Source organism: Acidovorax sp. LjRoot38 (assembly GCF_964252975.1).
Taxonomy (GTDB): domain Bacteria; phylum Pseudomonadota; class Gammaproteobacteria; order Burkholderiales; family Burkholderiaceae_C; genus Acidovorax; species Acidovorax facilis.
Map to the genome: position 1 here is coordinate 16,050 of NZ_CAXUPT020000015.1, position 16,890 is coordinate 32,939.

Consider the following 16,890-nt stretch of genomic DNA (forward strand, 5'->3'; position numbering starts at 1 on the left):
TTGGGTCGCAAGATCAGCGCGGCGCCTGGACGCCGAACAACCCCGCCCCGTTGTCCCACGCCACCTTGCGCGCCACATCGGTAGGCAATCGACCCAGCCACTGGCGGTAGCCCTGCATCAGGCTTTCGTAGTGCTGCCAGCGCTGGTTGACCCAGGTGTCCGAGCCGATCACGAAGCGCGTGGGGTACTTGAGCAGCAGCGCACGCCAGGCGGGGCACAGCTGGTTGTCGTCGCAGACCAGGCCCGGGCGGTACGAGAGTTCGCCCACCAGGCCGGGGTAGCGCGCCATCAGCGCATCCACCCGCTCCACGGGCGTACCGCCGATGCCGGTGTGGGCCCAGATCAGGCGGAGCTTCTGGCCCTTGGTGGGCGTGTGGGCCATCAGCAGGTCGATGGCCACATCGTCCACATGGGCCAGCACCACCAGGTCGCGCTCTTCGGCCAGGACCATCAGCTTCTGGGCCACGGGGCCGTTGGCGTTGGCGCTGTCGTACAGGTGGAACTCGCCAATGCCCCGGTACGGCCCGGCCGCCGTGCCGCGCGCCAGTTCGGTCTGCACCATGGTGTAGATGCTCTCGTCGGCAAACCAGCCGGTGTAGTCCGCCCGGTTGCGATACAGCCGCACAAAGGGCACGACGGTGACACCCGCCTCGCGCGTCTGCGGCAGGCCCGCCAGCGTGAGCGAACCCGCGTTGGGCCGCGAATTGGCAACGATGGCGCGCACGCCGCTGGCCTTCATGCGCGCGAGCACATCAGCGGGCGGGTGGGGGCCGGTTTTGCCGTCCCACGCTTCCTCGTTGTAGTGCAGGTGCGCATCGAACAGGGGGCCGGTGTAGTCGGCCGCGTGGGCCTGAAATCCAAATGCTATTAAAACAATAGCTGCTATCGATTTACAGGCAAGCGGTAGCGGCCAAATTTGCCTCAAAACCTGGATATACGTCGAACTCGCCATGGCGGTCTCCAAACATTGAGCAGTTCATCGCTGCGCCCTGGCGCCTGCAATGGGCGCGCCCCCGCCAGAGACGCCAAGCAAGGGCCGCCCCGCAGCGAGGGCGTCGTCCCCCCTGGGGGAAGGCGCGCAGCGACTCAGGGGGGATTCCAATTCATGCGAGGTGCTTGTCGAAGAACGCCAGGGTGCGGTCGCGTGCCGTCATGGCCGCAGGCTCGTCGTAGCTGCCGCGCTGGTCGCAGTTGAAGCCATGGTCGGCGGCGTAGATGTGCACCTCGGCTCCCGGCTGCGCGCGGGCAAAGGCCTGCACGCTGTCCACGGGGATCCAGTGATCGCGCTCGCCAAAGTGAGCCAGCACAGGCACGCGCGGCTGACGCGCGGCTTCGTCGGGGCTGGTCATGCCACCACCGTAATAGGGCACGGCGGCCGACAGGCCGGTGAGCGTACAGGCCGCGCGCCAAGTGAGAAGCCCACCCCAGCAAAAGCCCACGATGCCCACCTTGCGGCCGCTTTGCGCGGCGGCGTAGTCGATGGCGGCCTGGATGTCGGGCATCACGCCAGGTGCGGGCAGCGCCTCCACCGCCGCTTTCAGGCCCATGCCAGCCTGCATGTCGTCGCCGGTGTAGCCCAGGTCCACGCCGGGTTTCACGCGGTGGAAGGTCGAAGGCGCCACCGCCAGGTAGCCACGCGCCGCAAAGCGGTCGGCCACGGCGCGAATGTGGGAGTTCACGCCAAAAATTTCCTGCAGCACCACCACGGCGCCACGCGGTGCGGCATCGGGCTGGGCCACCCAGGCCGGAAATACAAAACCGTCACCCGAAGTCAGATCGACAAACTGTCCCATGCTGCAATCTCCTTGATAAAAATGCGCCGGAGTGGAGGTGTGCCTGCTGCAAACCGCTGCCCGCAGCACCCAGAACCTGTTCCAATGCGCCATTCTTGCAGGAGACCCTGATTTCATGGACAAGATCGTCTTAATCACCGGCGCCAGCCGAGGCATTGGCGCCGCCACCGCCCAACTGGCCGCGCGCCAGGGCTGGGCGGTGGCGGTGAACTACCAAGGCAACCAGGCCGCCGCCGATGCAGTGGTGCAGCAGATCCGCGCCGCAGGCGGCACCGCGCTGGCCGTGCAGGCCGATGTCGCCGACGAGGCCCAGGTGCTGGCCATGTTTGCCACCGTGGATACACAACTCGGGCGCATCACCGCCCTGGTGAACAACGCGGGCGTGGTGGACACCACCCAGCGGGTGGACGAAATGAGCGTGGCGCGCCTGCGCCGCATGTTCGATATCAACGTGATCGGCAGCTTTGTCTGCGCCCGCGAGGCTGTGCGCCGCATGAGCACGCGCCATGGCGGCGCTGGCGGGGCCATCGTCAACGTCTCCAGCGCCGCGTCACGCCTGGGTTCGGCCCACCAGTATGTGGACTACGCGGCGGCCAAGGGCGCCATCGACACCTTCACCATGGGCTTGGCGCGCGAGGTGGCCGCCGAAGGCATCCGCGTGAACGCCGTGCGCCCGGGCCTGATCGAGACCGACATCCACGCCAGCGGCGGCCTGCCCGACCGCGTGCGCGACCTGGCCCACCAGGTGCCCATGCAACGCGGCGGCACGGCCGAAGAAGTGGCCGAGGCCATCGTATGGCTGATGTCGGATGCGTCGCCCTACACCACCATGTCATTGCTTGAAGTCTCTGGAGGACGCTGATGGACCTGAAACCTCTTATCACCCTGCTGGCCATCGTGAACCCGCTGGCCATCGTGCCGTTTTTCATCCACTACACGCAGGGCTTTTCGTACCCGCAGCGGCGACGCACCATACAGGTGGCCAGCTTCAGCGTGTTCTGCGTGATTGCAGCCTGTGCGCTGCTGGGCCTGCAGATCCTCGACTTCTTCAACATCTCGCTGCAGAGCTTCCAGGTGGGCGGCGGCATGCTGCTGCTCATCAGCGCGATGAACATGCTCAACGCCCAGCCCGCCGAGGCAAAGCCCAGCACCAACGAATACGAAGAAGGCGCCGAAAAGGCCGCCGCCGGCAGCAGCATTGCCGTGGTGCCGCTCACCATTCCGCTGCTCACCGGCCCGGCCAGCATGTCCACCGTGGTGATTTATGCCGACCGCGCCCAGACCTTCTGGCAGCACGCCGCGCTGGTGGGCTACGGCGTGGTCATCGCGCTGGCCACGGCCGTCTGCTTTGCGCTGGCCGACCCCATTGCGCGCGTGCTGGGCAAAACCGGCATCAATGTGATGACCCGCCTGATGGGCCTCATTCTGGCTGCGCTGGCCGTGGAAGTGATGGCCGACGGGCTGGGCAAGCTGTTCCCCATCCTCGTCGCACGCTGACCCTCCATGTCCGCCCGCCTGCTGCTGCTCGAAGACGATCCCGCCATCGCCCGCACCGTGGCCTATGCGCTGGAGCGCGATGGCCTGACCGTCACGCACAGCCTGCTGGTGCACGACGCGCGCCAGCAGCTGCAGAGCGCACGGTTTGACCTGCTGGTGCTGGACGTGGGCCTGCCCGACGGCAGCGGGCTGGACCTGCTGCGCGACGTGCGCAACGCGGCGTCCACGGCCGTCCTGCCCGTGCTGATGCTCAGCGCCCACGGCGAAGAAATCGACCGCGTGCTGGGCCTGGAGCTGGGCGCCGATGACTACCTGACCAAGCCCTTCAGCCCGCGCGAGTTGGCGGCACGCGTGAAGGCGCTGCTGCGCCGCGCGGGCAACGGGAACGGCAACGGCCACCCGGCAATGCCCGCCGCCACGGCCGCCGCGCTGTTCCACGACGACGAGACGGGCCAGCGCATCAGCCTGCGCGGCCAGGCCCTGCCGCTGACCCGGCGCGAATACCGCCTGCTGTCCCACCTGTTGCGAGGCGCAGGCCGCATTCATTCGCGCGACGCGCTGCTGGCCGCTGCCTGGGGCGACGACAGCGAGAGCACCGACCGCACGGTGGACACCCATATCAAGACCCTGCGCGCCAAGCTGCGCGAGGTGGACCCGGGGCGCGAGTACATCAGCACACACCGGGGCATGGGGTACTGTGTTGACATCTGAAGCAAAATTGCCGCCAGTGCTTATCCATCAAGAGCTGACAGCTATCATTTTTAAATGAAATTCCTGCGCCGCTGCTTGAAAGGACTGGGCTGGCTGATGCTGGCCCTGGGGGGATTTGCCGCTGTGGGCTTGGCCGCACTGATCGCTGCAAACTGGAACGATGACGCCTTGAGTGAGGCGGCCCAACAGGCGGCGCACTACACTCCGCCCACCGAGCAGTCCCTGCAGGGCAACGGCTATCTGATCCTCATGGGGCTGGACGCACCTGTCGGGAGCGATGCCGTCGAAGACGCCATGGCACTGGGCCGCCAGCGTCTGGAGCGCGAGATCGAGCGCAGGCGTTGGGTGGAGGTCCACGGCGACCAACAGGACGGGATGCCGCCCGCCATCGCTGCAGAGAGCGCCAGCGAGGATGTGCTGCCAACTTGGCTGCGCTGCCCGATCGGCGAACCGGATTGTTTTGCCTGGTTCGCGAAGCGTGGCGATGAAGTGCTGGCCTTAAGGAAGACCCACCACGCTCTGTTGCAACGGGTGACGGCAGCGGCCATTGCACCGCAGTTCAGCAACCCCGCCCCTTTTTTCCTGCTGGCTGAATTCCCTCCGTATGCGCGATTGGTGCGTGCCCATGAACTCTGGCTGGCCCAGGCATCGCTGGAATGGATGCGTGGGCAACCACGGCAGGCCATGGACATCGTCCGCCAAGCCGTTCAGGTGCGCAGTCGCCTGGCAAGCAGTTCCAACAGCCTGATTGCTTCCATGATCGCGCTGGCCATGCAGCACCGTGAACTGCGATGGTTCAGCGATGCGATCACACACGGGAAGCTGCAGACACCTCCATCCGTACTCAAGGAGGTCGAACTTCTGCTCGCCACCCCGCCGAGCTCTTTGCACCAGGCTCTGCAAGGCGAAATGCATTTCGTCGCCAGCGTCCTTTACTCCCTCAAAGACCCGGGCTTGTTCACTGGGCCCTGGGGTGAGCCCTCCGCATGGTTCCAGCGCCCTTTGAACAGGGCGAGCAATTGGGCCTTTCTGCCCAAGCAAACGCTCAATCTGTCTATCGGCTACCTGCAACAGATTCAAGCCATCAGCAGCCTGCCAGCGCACCACGTGGAGGCTGCGTTCTCCAATGCCATGCACCAGTGGGACGAAGACAAGGCATGTTCACCCTGGAAGCATTTGCGCAACGCTGCAGGCCTGTGCATGGCAGCAACCGGAATGCCCAGCTATCTAGGCTACATGCAGCGGATTGCAGACATGGACGGCTATCGCCGTCTTGTGCTCTTGAAACGCCGCGCAGCTGCACAGCAGATCTCCTTGGCGGACATGCCCGCCTGGCTGGCGCAGTCGCCGCAGGAACTGCGCAACCCCTACACCCTGCAGCCGATGCAATGGGACGCGGCTGACAGCAGCCTGGTCTTTGAAGGCCGCGAAAAGCAGACCCAGAACCCAGGCCGGTCCCCGACCTACCGCGTTCGCCTGCGCGACTGAGTGCATAGCCGAATTGCCTGATTCGCGACATGCCTCAAACCAACCCCATACGCCCTGAACCTGTCGAAAGGCTGTTTGCGAGCAGCGCTTTGGCTTCGACTGGATCAGCCCGAACGGAGGGAGAGACAGCGGGGGAGACATCTGCGACAGGTCACTAATCAAGTCAAATTGGGCTCTTCTAGCGAATGCTAGTGATGCACTCGATAAATGTCGTACGTCGAAATCGCCGTCTACAGACGTGCGGCGAGTTCCATCACTACCACTCGCTAGAAGAGCCTCAAATTCGCCTCCAGAGCTTATCCAACATGCGCTGACAGCTATCGTTGTTGATAAATACCCAATGACCTATACGCCTCGGCATTTGCCTGCTCTTCGCCTTCTTCCTCATCAACGGCATCGCCGCGTTTTTTGTGCTTCGCGTGTTCATGGCCGAGATCAAGCCCAGCGTGCGCGAGGTGATGGAGGACATGATGGTGGACACGGCCAACATCCTGGCCGAGCTGGCCGGCGACGACCTGGCGGCCGTGCTGCTCGCACTGGGGCCTCTGCTCCGCAAGCCCTCAGAAACGATGGCGAATCGACAGTGCCAGGCTATTGACGTCTTTTCCGGGCGCTGCCGCAACGCCACCCAGAAATCCGTTGCCGCCCAACATGTCTTGCGACGTGTTTTTGTTGTTCAGGTGTGTGAGTACGGCATTCAGGTCGGTGCGCTTGGACAGTGCATAGGTGTAAGCCACCCCATACGACGCGCGATCCGCATTGAACGGGCGTTTGTCGTTCATGTTGTTGTAGGCCACGGTCACGGCGTGCACGCCGCTGGTGATGCGGTAGCCAACCTGGAACAGGCGTGCGTCTTGCCGGAAACCCTGAATGAAGGCGTTTTGCACCAGACCGGCCACTGGTGCCGTGGCAGGGTTGGCAGACAGGACTGCGGAAATGCCGGACAGGTTGGTGGGATGGTCGTCCTTGATGACGCTGAATTGGCCCGACAGGGTGCCCGGCCCGACATCCAGCGTCGCGCCGAGGACAGCGGTCGTCAGCGACTTTTCACCCAGTTCGTTGTTGCGTGTGTTGTAACCGCCGCCGAACGAATAGCCGTTGCCGTTGTACATGGCCATGGCACCCCACAGCCGCCCCGCGCTCGACCGACCTGCGACTTCCCCGGCTGCGTACATCGCGGTGGCGGTGAATCCGTTCCATTGCAGACCGTACTGGAGTGAGTTGCTCACGCGGATATCGAACGAAGCCGGAATCGCCACCAACTGTCCCAGTGACAGGCTGGACTCGGTCTTCATCGCGTCAAAGTTGGCGTTGGCCAAGTAGCCCGGTGTGTACTGTCGCCCGAATGTGAAGGCACCGAACGGGGTGATCAGGCCGGTGAATACTTGCCGATCAAAGAAGTTGTTGCCCAAGTTGACGCCCACGGAATTACCGATCTGGGCGGCCACTGCGGACACAGCAGGCTGAAGCGCAGCGGGCAGGCCCAACAATCCAGCGTTGCTGAGTCGGTCCGGCAGCCGCCCTTGGGAAATGGGGCGGTTGCCCAGTGCGCCGGTGTCAGCTTCGAGCCGCGATTCGAGCGTGAAGACGGCGCGGTATCCACCTCCCAGGTCTTCATTTCCCTTGAATCCGAGGCGCGAACCTTGCATGTTCCCACTGGTAAGGCTGGTCTTAGAGCCGCCGGGTGCTCCGGTGACATGGTGGATGCCAACGTCGACGATGCCGTACATCGTCACACTGCTCCCGTCAGCCGCGCTTTGCGCCATGCCAAACGACGAAAAGCACCCAAGCACGGCCGCTGATAGGGTACGCATTTTGTTCATAACTTGTCTCCTGTTGCTGCATGAAATTGGCAGAAGCCCGCGCCACACCGTGGGCAGCTCCGGGTTCAGCCTAGGTGACATGTCTCAAGCGGTAACAGCGGGTAGCACGGGATCGCTGGAGCAGCCCGGTCGCAACGATCTGTTTTCGAGCGAAAACGTTGCGCGTTTGCAACTTTTGTGGGCCGCGCAACAGGCTTTGCGTCCCCACGGTGCATCCCGTGCCAGATGGCAAGGACTGGGTCGCAGCATCACGCACAGGGAGCCCGCATCGCGCTTCCTGGCCAAATTCACCTTGCGATTCAACCGCCTGTACGATCTGACCAGCATGTCCGCCAGGCGTGCTACGCACTGCCCGTCCCCCACATCGTCTTGCTCCATACCGATACTCAGCGCTTCTGAGACGCTTTGCCGGTCAAGATTTTTTAAGAGAACTGCCCCATGCGCCTGGGCATCCGCCTGCTGTTCGCCTTCTTCCTGATCAACGGCATCGCCGCGTTTTTTGTGCTGCGCGTGTTCATGGCCGAGATCAAGCCCAGCGTGCGCGAGGTGATGGAGGACATGATGGTGGACACGGCCAACATCCTGGCCGAGCTGGCCAGCGAAGACCTGGCCGCCGGGCGGTTGGCGGCGGGGGCTGACAACAGCAGCACCAGCCCGTTTGCGCAGCATGTGCGACGCTATGCCACGCGGCCCATCGATGCGGCGATCTGGGGCTTCTCCAAGCAGTCACTGGACTACCGCATCTATGTGACCGACACCACGGGGCGTGTGTTGTTCGACTCGGAGAACCGCGCCATCGGCGCCGACTACTCGCAGTGGCGCGACGTGGCCCGCACGCTGCGGGGCGAGTACGGCGCACGCTCCACGCGCGATGTGGAAGACGACGACACCAGCGGCGTGATGCATGTGGCGGCGCCCATCTACGTGAAAGAACAGATTGCAGGCGTGCTGACGGTGGCCAAACCCACCCGCACCGTGCAGCGCTTCATCGACCGCGCCGAGCGCAAGGTGTTCATGGGCGGCCTTTTGCTACTGGCGCTCTCGGCCGCCGTCGGCGTGGCCGTGACGCTGTGGATGGTATGGAACGTGCGCCGTCTGCGCGACTACGCCTTGAGCGTGCAGGGCCCGGCCGATGGCGAGCGCCATGACCCCGGCGCCCCGCCCACCACGGCCCTGGCCGTGCCCGAGGTACCGGGCGAGCTGGGCGACCTGGCCCGCGCCATGGACCGCATGCGTGCCCGGCTGGAGGGGCGCGATTACATCGAGGGCTACGTGCGCGCGCTGACGCACGAACTCAAAAGCCCTGTGGCGGCCATCCGGGGCGCGGGCGAGCTGCTGCAGGACGAGCTGCCCGCCGCCGACCGTGCCGAATTTGCGACCCAGGTGGTGCAGCAAAGCGAACGCCTGCAGCGCATCATCGACCGACTGCTGGAGCTGTCCAAACTGGAGCAGCGCCACCACGCCGAGGGCCGCGCGCCTGTGGCCCTGCAGGCCTGCGCCGAGGCCGCCATCGGCCAGACACGCGCCCGTGCTGCGCAACGCGGCATCATGCTGGCCCTGTCCGGTACGGGCAGCAACGGCCCCTGGGAGGCCGAGCTCGTGACCATGGCACTGACCAATCTGCTGGACAACGCCATCGACTTTGCGCCAGCAGGCAGCACGGTGCAGGTGGAGCTGGACGGCGCCACCGTGGCCGTGCGGGACAGCGGCCCCGGCGTGCCCGACTACGCCCTGCCCCGCCTGGGCGAACGCTTCTTCACCACCGCGCGGCCAGGCGGCGAGCGCAGTGGATCGGGCCTGGGGCTGGCCATCGTCAAGCGCGTGATGGCGCTGCACGGGGGGCAGATGGTGGTGCGCAATACCGGGCCTGGGTTGCAAGTGGCGCTGGAGTTTCCCGCCAGTTAATGCGAGCGGCGCAGGTGTAGAGCGAGCCCCATCACCAGCAAGGCCAGTGCAACCCCATCCACCCGCACGACCGTCACCAGCGGGGCGCTGAGCGCGCTGCCCCGCTGCAGCCACGACAGCAGCAGAAACGACACCACGCTCACCAGCCCCGCCACCAGGCCCAGCCGATGCAGATCGGGGCGCAGGGCTGCATAGCCCATGAAGGCGGCCAGCAGCCCGAAAAGCACGGCCCGGTGCCGCAACAGCAGCTCCACGCCTGCATCCTGCACCGGGGTGCCGTACAGCTGCGCCAGCTTGCCCGCCCCGAGCACGCCCACCAGCGGCAGGGCATGGACCACTGCCACCAAGACCAGAATCACCGGAACCCCATAGCGCATGCCGCCCCCCTAAACGTGTTTCTTTTAGCCATGTGCCGTTTGTAGGTGCAAGGAGTTCGGCCGTCGATGACCTGACAGGTCATGCCGACACAACGCCCGACTTCACACTGGCCTCACAAACTTCATAGCGCCCTCACACCGGGCCACAACACTGCCTCCACAACATCATTTGTGGAGGATCTCTTGCTCAAACACCCCTTGTTCACCAAACTGGCCGCGCTGGCCGCCATCACCGTGCTGCTGCTCTTTGGCCTCGGCATGATCGAAGACGTGGTGCGCGACCGGTTGCGCTACCGCAGCATCACCGCCCAGAGCGTGGCCGAAAGCCTGGCCGGACCGCAGACGCTGATGGGCCCGATGATCCACAGCGCCTGTGTGGAGAGCTGGGAGGTAGAGACCGGCAAGGGCGATGAGCGCCGCATGGTGGAGCAGCGCCGCGAGTTCCTGCTGACCGCCATGCCCGAGCAGCTCAAGCTCAGCACCGGCGCCGCGATGGAAGAACGTGCGCGCGGCCTGCACAAGGTGAACACCTTCAACCTCAAGGCCCACGTGACGGCCCAGTGGGGTTCGCTGGCGAGCCTGGTGCCGCAAAGCAGCATGAAAAACTCGCGCATGCACTGCGGTGCACCCATCGTCATGATGGCCGTGGGCGACGCGCGTGGCATCCGCACCGCGCAGTTCACCCTGGATTCGCAGACCCTGGCCCTCAAGCCCGGCACCTTCCACCCCACCTACAGCCGGGGCCTGCATGCGGCACTGCCAGAATCGGTGCGCGGCAAGGCCGACGGACTGACCGCCACGCTGGACCTGGAACTGGTGGGCACCGAACGCCTGGCCTTCGTGCCGCTGGGTGGCAACACCGAGGTGCAGATGACCAGCAGCTGGCCCCACCCGTCGTTTGGGGGCCGCTTTCTGCCGTCGGAGCGCGAGGTCAAGAAGACCGGTTTCGCGGCACAGTGGCGCCTGTCGTCTCTGGCCACCACGGCGCAGGCCGACATTGCCAACGGCAAACGCATCTGCCTGGGCGGCACAGACGACGGCAGCCACAGCGACTACGTGCCCGGTGGCACCACCCCCGGCGACTGCGCCGACAGCTTCAGCGTGGCTTTCATCGACCCGGTGAACCCCTATTCCCTGTCGGACCGCGCCACCAAATATGGCGTGCTGTTCATTGCCCTCACCTTCGTGGCCGTGGGCCTGTTCGAGCTGATGAAGAAGCTGCGCGTGCACCCGGTGCAGTACCTGTTGGTGGGCAGCGCGCTGTGCAGCTTCTTCCTGCTGCTGGTGAGCCTGTCGGAGCACCTGCCGTTTGGCATCTCGTACGCCGTGGCCGCCAGCGCCTGTGTGCTGCTGCTCGCCTACTACGCCAGCCACATGCTGGGTGGCCTGGCACGGGGCATCCCGCTGGGCGGGGGCATCGCGGTGCTGTATGGCCTGCTGTACGTGCTGCTGCAGCTGGAGCAGACGGCCCTGGTGGTGGGTGCCATTGCGCTGTTCCTGGTACTGACCGCTGTGATGGTGCTGACGCGCAAGGTGAACTGGTACGGCCTGTCGCAGGGCAACACGCCGCCCCGCCGCCCGATGGCGCCACCGGAGGTGCGCCCTCCCGCCCCACCGGCTGCGCGCCCCGCCACGCCCCCTACACCGCCGGTGAGCGCTGTATGACAACGCGCACCACGCCCCTGTCCTGGGCACAGCACCTGACCGGCCCGGCCGCAGGCGCTGCCGCGCCCCCACCCACCCTGACGCTGGCCGAGGCGCAGCGCGTGCAGCGCCACCGCGACCAGCTGATGGCGGCCCTGCGGGCGCAAGACCGGGTGGCGCTGGTCTGCGCCAAGCAGCACGTCCTGGAGGCTGCGTTCTGCCCGCGCAACGATGCCAACCCCGTGGGTGCGCAGGATTCGCCCGCCGTGCGCCGGGCCCTGCGGGATCTTTCATGGCGCATGGCTGCGCTGATACTGCCCCGCACCGCAGGGCACTGAAGCAGCGTCGAAATATTGAAAGAATATGGCCCTAGCGCTTTACTGACAAGCGCTAGCAGCTATCAAAATTAAAGCAAATTCGCTGCACTTACACCACCACGGTGCGGTTGCGGCCTTCGCGCTTGGCTGCGTAGAGCGCTGAATCCAGCGCGCGAAGGGTGATGTCGAGAGGGCGCAGGGGATCGAAGTTGGACAGCCCCATGCTCACGGTCAGCGCCAAGGGCGGCATCACCCCCGGCACCGGGTGGGTGGTCAGCGCGTCATGCACACGCTGCGCCACCGCCTGGGCCTGCTCCACCCGGGTAGCAGGCAACAGGGCCAGAAACTCCTCGCCGCCCCAGCGGCTCACCATGTCGGCCGCGCGGAACACATCGCGGCAGAGCGTGGCAAAAAGCTGCAGGGCCTGGTCGCCCACATGGTGGCCATGCACGTCGTTGACGCGCTTGAAGTGGTCGATGTCCATCATCAGCAGGCAGGCGGGTTCGCCGTCGCGCCGCAAAAGGGCCTGCTCCTGCAAAAGGCGCGCGGTGAACGAGCGCCGGTTGGCCAGGCCGGTCAACACATCGGTATGGGCCAGCACGGCCATCTGGCGGCGCGCTTCTTCCAGCTCCACCAGCATCTGGCCCTGGCGGTCGTTGGCGCGCTTGAGCTCCAGCAGGCGGATCACCTGGCGCGCCAGCGCACACAACATGTCCTGGGCCTTTTGGGACAGATGGCGCGGCCGGTGGTCCAGCACGCAGAGCGTGCCCAGGGCATAACCATCGGGCGTGACCAGCGGCGCCCCGGCATAGAAGCGGAGCGGATTTTCTTGGGTCACGATGCTGAAGTGCGCAAAACGCGCATCCTTCGCCAGGTCGGGCACGATGAAAACGCCGGGCTGCCGCACGGCGTAGCGGCACACGGACTGGTCCAGCGGGGTTTCCCGCAGCGGGAGCCCCACTGAGGCCTTGAACCACTGGCGGTGGCTGTCGAGCAGGCTGATCAGGGCGACTGGGGCTTCACACACATGGGCCGCAATCCCTGCCAGGTCGTCGTAGGCGGGCTCCATCGGCGTGTCGAGAATGCCATAGCGCTGCAGGGCTTGGAGACTTGCGGCCTCGTCGTACAGAGCCACTGGGGAAGAGGTTTCGGCCATGAAACACAGCGGTCATGCCGCCCACTTGCCTAGAGACTTGGCAGCATGCCACACCGGCGCGGCCTGCGCACGGGGGTAAGAGCCTGTTGACGCTCTCAGGCCATTGCCGCTGGCTCGGTGGCGGCAACACCGGCCGAGGTGTCGGAGCAGGTCGATCCACCACAACCCTGGATCAGTTCGCCCGGCAACGCGTGCGGCGCGTGCACCACGCCCGAGACCGGGTCAAAGCCCACACGGCGCAAGTGCAGGGCCAGCGCAGCGTCCATGCTCTGGGCGTGCTGCGGAAACCACAGCGCCAGTTCGCTGGCCATCACACGCAGCACTTGCAGGTCGCCTTGCTGGGCCCTCACCACCCCTTCGCGCATGACCTGCAGCACCACCCGGTGCTGCATGCTGTGGCAGTTGCCCGAGGCAAAACGGGTGGACTCCATCCAGGCGTCCTCCTGCGCAAAATGGTGATCGGTGTGCTCCACGAGCGCATGCCAGGTCGAGAGCAGCTGCGCATCGTCGGCCCGGTCCACGGCGGCCAGCAGGTCCACGAATTCGCGGTGGGTGTCGTCCATCAGGGGCAGGTCCAGGGCCAGCGCGTCCGACCATTCGAGTTGTGCCATGGGAATCCCTTTGCAGCGAGACAAAAACAGGGAACGAGCTTAGGCCGCCAGCCACCAGGGCGTGTTGATGCAGGTCAGTTCGGCATCAACCGCTCAGCACCATCCGGACCCCACAACAAAAAATGCCCCGCACGGGGCGGGGCATTGTGAAGACTGCCAGCGGCTGGGAGTACCGGCCACTGAGAGGTCCCCAGCGGATCAGCTCTTGCCGTACATGCGCTTCATGTCGTCTACACACTTGGACTTGGCATCACCCGACAGCGCATCGCAGCGCTCCTTGGCGGCCTTGTAGTTGGCGTCGTTCTTTTCAGCGTTGGCATCCTTGCGGGCCTCTGCCACGGCGGCGCCCTTTTCGGCGGCGTTGTCAGCAGGCTTGGCCTGCGCTGCGGCAACCTTGGCATCTTCCTTGGCCTTCACCTGGGCAGCCTTGGCGTCCTTTTCACAGACATCCTTTTCATTGCCCTTCAGGTCATCGCATTTTTCCTTGGCGACAGAGTAGGCAGCGTCAGCGCGGGCTTCTGCCACCTTCTGGGTGGCCTTGGGGCTCGGCTTGTACTGGGCTTCCAGTTCTGCCTTGGCCACATCTTCCTTGCCCTTGGCTTCCTTCACACAGACGTCCTTGGCGTTCGCCTTCAGGGCATCACACTTTTGTTTGTCGGCCTTGTAGTCGGCCGAGATGCGCTCCTTGGCGGCCTTGTGCTCGGGTTCGGTCATGGCGAAGGCAGAGGTTGCCAGCAGGCCGGCAGCCACGGATGCGATCAGAGTACGTGCGAATTTCATGGGTTTCTCCTCGGGATTGGGTGATTCAGGGGTGTCCAGCTGTCTGCACCAGGGTGCGGGAGCCGTCGTTTCCCGTGTTGCTGCAGGGCAGGGGCCGGGCCCCTGCGCCGGGCAACCGGTCAGTCGTTGAAGCGGAAGTCCGGGTGGCGTTCTTGCCATTCCTTGAGCTGCTTTTCGGCTGCGTCGCGGGCAATGCCCTGGCGCTCCTGCAGCTTGCCCAGGAACTGTTCACGCTTGCCATCAATGACGTCAAAGTCATCGTTCGTGAGCTTGCCCCACTGTTCAATCATCTTGCCTTTGAACTGCTTCCAGTTGCCCTTGAGGGTGTCTTCGTTCATGGTCTTCTTCCTTGCGGTTGTTTCGCTGCGGCCATGCCACCGATATGGCGGTAAACGGTGCCGGTCAGCGATGAGCCCACTGTAGAAACCCCGCGGCGCGCCACACGTAGGCTGTCAGAGGCAGAGAACGTCGGCCTGTGGACTACACCGATGCCAGACAAGCCGCTCTGGATCGCCGCTCAGAAAACCATGGGTGAATACGCAATAGTCGAAACCAGCCTCATTGGGTAAAAAGTTGCATTTGGTGACTTTTGTAGTCATTCATAACGATTTAGCCCGAGTGCCTCCCAGTTGCAAATCCATACACTTGATTCACCGGCCTTGGCACCCAGGGCAGAGCTACCAACGCAGACGGCCCGTACACGCGATGCGTTGGAAGGCTCTACGCAGGGTGTTGCTCGCGTGACAAACAACTAGCAGAACCACCATGACATTGTTGAAAGAGGAGCCTTGCGCAGCAGCGCCTGCCGAGGTTGCAGAGGGAATCGACACCACAAAGCCGGCTCCGCGCCCGGCCCCGTTGCCCAAGGAGGCCACGCTCGCCGCCCTGATGGCCAGCGTGGCGTTGGCGGCCTGTGGTGGTGGTGATGCGGCTGATGAAACCGTGAGCCCACCCACGACGCCAACACCGGGCTCTGCGCCCCCCCCTGGCCCGGCACCTGCGCCTGGCCCGGCCCCCGCACCGGGTCCCGCCACGCCGCCCGCCCCAGGGCCTGCGCCAGCACCCGGCCCCACACCCGCTCCAGGGCCTGCGACGCCGCCGCCCCCACCGCCAGCCCCGGGAGCTGGAAGCTACACCTACACACGGGCCGACACCGACCAGGAAGCGGCGCGGTTTCTCCTGCAAGCGCAGTTCTCGGCATCCACCGGCGAAATCGCCACCCTGCGCGCCAGCACCTACGACAGCTGGATCAACAACCAGTTCAGCCTGCCCGTCGGCACCAAGGGGTGGGACTGGCTGAACCAGCGCGGGTACAACACGGTGGACAACGCCACGTCGTACTACGACAACACCTACCCGGGCGACTACATGATCTGGCAACAGCTCATGACATCCAGCGACGGCTTGCGCAAACGCGTGGCACTCGCGTTGTCCGAGATCTGCGTGGTATCGCTCTCGGGCCTGGACTTCAGCTGGCGCAGCCATGCCATCGCCCACTACTGGGACCAGCTGGTTGCCAATGCCTTCGGCAACTTCCGCAAGCTGTTGGAGGACGTGACCCTCAATCCAGCGATGGGCTACTACCTCAACACGCGCGGCAACCAGAAGGAAAACCCCTCCACCGGCCGCCAGCCCGATGAGAACTATGCCCGTGAGATCCTGCAGCTGATGTCCATCGGGCTCGTGGAGCTGAACCAGGATGGCACGGCCAAGCGCAATGGCTCGGGCCAGGTGGTCGATAGCTATACGCAGAGCGACATCACCAACCTGGCACGCGTGTTCACAGGCTACGACTACGACCAGTCGCAAAATGCCCCGACCACTGTGCCTGGCACCACGCGCACCGTGCCCAGCACCCATTTCACGCGGCTGCCCATGGCACTCAACGAGTCGCGGCACTCCACGCTGGCCGCCACCTTCCTGGGCACCACGGTTGCCGCTGGCACACCCGGTGCGGCGGCGCTCACAACGGCGCTGGACACCATCTTCAACCACCCCAACGTGGGGCCATTCATCGGCAAGCAGCTGATCCAGCGCCTGGTCACCAGCAACCCGTCACCCGGCTACATCAGCCGTGTGGCGGCCGCATTCAACAACAACGGCCTCGGCGTGCGGGGCGACCTGCGGGCCGTGGTCAAGGCTGTGTTGCTCGACGACGAAGCCCGTGCGCCCGCCGGGCTCACGGACCCCATGTTCGGCCGCCTGCGCGAGCCCATGCTGCGCTTTGTGCAGTGGGGCCGCACCTTTGGCATCGCGTCGCAATACGGCAGCTGGAAGATCGGCGACCTCAGCTCGGCCGGCTCGCGCCTGGCGCAGAGCCCGCTGCGCTCACCGTCGGTGTTCAACTTCTTCCGGCCAGGCTATGTGCCGCCTTCAACGGCATTGGCCACGGCCGGTGCCGTGGCGCCCGAGTTCCAGCTGGTCAACGAGAGCAGCGTGGGCGGTTACCTCAACTACATGCAGGGCGTGATCCGCAACGGCATCTTCGTGAACGCGCCAGACCTGCCCAACAACGGCAGCAACGGCAACAACGGCTTCGACATCAAGGCGGCCTACACCAACGAACTGGCCATCGTGGCCGATGCCGATGCGCTGGTAGACCGGATCAACCTGCTCATGACGGCTGGCCAGCTGTCTGCAGCCACCGTCAAGCTCATCGCAGACGCCCTCAAGACGACCCCCGTCACGGCGGCAAGCACGGACAACGCCAAACGTGACCGCGTGGCGGCCGCGATTTTCCTCGTCATGGCCTCGGCCGAATACCTGATCCAGAAATAAGGCGCGCCGC

16 protein-coding genes and 1 pseudogene are annotated in these 16,890 nt (G+C 65.0%); 9 read left to right on the forward strand and 8 right to left on the reverse strand.

The window, feature by feature from the left end; translation table 11 throughout:
- Nucleotides 1-13 precede the first annotated feature (13 nt).
- Nucleotides 14-952 carry an amidohydrolase gene (locus ACSQ22_RS21715; protein ID WP_436131507.1) on the reverse strand — a complete coding sequence of 313 codons (939 nt, stop codon included), beginning with the start codon at nucleotides 950-952 and terminating at the stop codon, nucleotides 14-16.
- 151 nt (nucleotides 953-1,103) lie between these two features.
- Nucleotides 1,104-1,793, reverse strand: a complete 690-nt coding sequence (locus ACSQ22_RS21720) for a dienelactone hydrolase family protein (RefSeq protein ID WP_055402028.1) — start codon at nucleotides 1,791-1,793, stop codon at nucleotides 1,104-1,106.
- A 115-nt stretch (nucleotides 1,794-1,908) separates the two neighbouring features.
- Between ACSQ22_RS21720 and ACSQ22_RS21725 the strand changes: the two genes are divergently transcribed.
- The 5 genes and pseudogenes from ACSQ22_RS21725 to ACSQ22_RS21745 form a co-directional block, all read left to right on the forward strand.
- Nucleotides 1,909-2,655, forward strand: coding sequence for an SDR family oxidoreductase (locus ACSQ22_RS21725; protein ID WP_436131508.1), 747 nt, complete (start codon nucleotides 1,909-1,911; stop codon nucleotides 2,653-2,655).
- Nucleotides 2,655-3,290 carry a MarC family protein gene (locus ACSQ22_RS21730; protein WP_055402029.1) on the forward strand — a complete coding sequence of 212 codons (636 nt, stop codon included), beginning with the start codon at nucleotides 2,655-2,657 and terminating at the stop codon, nucleotides 3,288-3,290. Before ACSQ22_RS21725 ends, ACSQ22_RS21730 begins: the two co-directional genes overlap by 1 nt.
- 6 nt (nucleotides 3,291-3,296) lie before the next feature.
- Nucleotides 3,297-4,001 (forward strand): response regulator, encoded by a 705-nt coding sequence (locus ACSQ22_RS21735; RefSeq protein ID WP_436131509.1) that lies wholly within the window; start codon nucleotides 3,297-3,299, stop codon nucleotides 3,999-4,001.
- A 54-nt stretch (nucleotides 4,002-4,055) separates the two neighbouring features.
- Nucleotides 4,056-5,489 (forward strand): hypothetical protein, encoded by a 1,434-nt coding sequence (locus tag ACSQ22_RS21740; protein ID WP_436131510.1) that lies wholly within the window; start codon nucleotides 4,056-4,058, stop codon nucleotides 5,487-5,489.
- 347 nt (nucleotides 5,490-5,836) lie between these two features.
- Nucleotides 5,837-6,031 (forward strand): annotated as a pseudogene (locus tag ACSQ22_RS21745) (two-component system sensor histidine kinase CreC); the annotation flags it as partial.
- 18 nt (nucleotides 6,032-6,049) lie between these two features.
- Here ACSQ22_RS21745 and ACSQ22_RS21750 read toward each other — a convergent pair.
- The gene (locus tag ACSQ22_RS21750; protein ID WP_436131511.1) at nucleotides 6,050-7,312 is read right to left on the reverse strand and encodes a porin; all 1,263 of its coding nucleotides are present in this window, start codon (nucleotides 7,310-7,312) and stop codon (nucleotides 6,050-6,052) included.
- A 438-nt stretch (nucleotides 7,313-7,750) separates the two neighbouring features.
- Here ACSQ22_RS21750 and creC point away from each other — a divergent pair, with 438 nt between their 5' ends.
- The gene (gene creC, locus ACSQ22_RS21755; RefSeq protein ID WP_218301226.1) at nucleotides 7,751-9,217 is read left to right on the forward strand and encodes a two-component system sensor histidine kinase CreC; all 1,467 of its coding nucleotides are present in this window, start codon (nucleotides 7,751-7,753) and stop codon (nucleotides 9,215-9,217) included.
- On the opposite strand, the gene ACSQ22_RS21760 is transcribed toward creC, so the two are convergent.
- Complete coding sequence (locus tag ACSQ22_RS21760; protein WP_436131512.1) at nucleotides 9,214-9,594, reverse strand: phosphopantetheine adenylyltransferase; 381 nt, start codon at nucleotides 9,592-9,594, stop codon at nucleotides 9,214-9,216. The genes creC and ACSQ22_RS21760 overlap by 4 nt on opposite strands.
- A gap of 183 nt (nucleotides 9,595-9,777) precedes the next feature.
- Here ACSQ22_RS21760 and creD point away from each other — a divergent pair, with 183 nt between their 5' ends.
- Together creD and ACSQ22_RS21770 are read left to right on the forward strand one after the other, a co-directional pair.
- Nucleotides 9,778-11,259, forward strand: coding sequence for a cell envelope integrity protein CreD (gene creD, locus ACSQ22_RS21765; RefSeq protein WP_218301227.1), 1,482 nt, complete (start codon nucleotides 9,778-9,780; stop codon nucleotides 11,257-11,259).
- Nucleotides 11,256-11,576 carry a hypothetical protein gene (locus ACSQ22_RS21770; protein WP_255577879.1) on the forward strand — a complete coding sequence of 107 codons (321 nt, stop codon included), beginning with the start codon at nucleotides 11,256-11,258 and terminating at the stop codon, nucleotides 11,574-11,576. Before creD ends, ACSQ22_RS21770 begins: the two co-directional genes overlap by 4 nt.
- Nucleotides 11,577-11,664: 88 nt before the next feature.
- On the opposite strand, the gene ACSQ22_RS21775 is transcribed toward ACSQ22_RS21770, so the two are convergent.
- The 4 genes from ACSQ22_RS21775 to ACSQ22_RS21790 all read right to left on the reverse strand — a co-directional run bounded on the left by ACSQ22_RS21775 (nucleotide 11,665) and on the right by ACSQ22_RS21790 (nucleotide 14,440).
- Nucleotides 11,665-12,711 carry a sensor domain-containing diguanylate cyclase gene (locus tag ACSQ22_RS21775; protein WP_121421985.1) on the reverse strand — a complete coding sequence of 349 codons (1,047 nt, stop codon included), beginning with the start codon at nucleotides 12,709-12,711 and terminating at the stop codon, nucleotides 11,665-11,667.
- A 95-nt stretch (nucleotides 12,712-12,806) separates the two neighbouring features.
- On the reverse strand, nucleotides 12,807-13,322 hold the full coding sequence (locus ACSQ22_RS21780) for a hemerythrin domain-containing protein (protein ID WP_121507840.1): 516 nt from the start codon (nucleotides 13,320-13,322) through the stop codon (nucleotides 12,807-12,809).
- Between the two features lie 198 nt (nucleotides 13,323-13,520).
- Nucleotides 13,521-14,102: a hypothetical protein gene (locus ACSQ22_RS21785; protein WP_121421983.1), complete on the reverse strand. Its 582-nt coding sequence runs from the start codon at nucleotides 14,100-14,102 to the stop codon at nucleotides 13,521-13,523.
- Between the two features lie 119 nt (nucleotides 14,103-14,221).
- Nucleotides 14,222-14,440, reverse strand: coding sequence for a CsbD family protein (locus ACSQ22_RS21790; protein WP_055398709.1), 219 nt, complete (start codon nucleotides 14,438-14,440; stop codon nucleotides 14,222-14,224).
- 427 nt (nucleotides 14,441-14,867) lie between these two features.
- On the opposite strand from ACSQ22_RS21790, the gene ACSQ22_RS21795 reads away from it, so the two are divergent.
- Nucleotides 14,868-16,880 carry a DUF1800 domain-containing protein gene (locus tag ACSQ22_RS21795; RefSeq protein ID WP_436131513.1) on the forward strand — a complete coding sequence of 671 codons (2,013 nt, stop codon included), beginning with the start codon at nucleotides 14,868-14,870 and terminating at the stop codon, nucleotides 16,878-16,880.
- The last annotated feature ends 10 nt before the right edge of the window (nucleotides 16,881-16,890 follow it).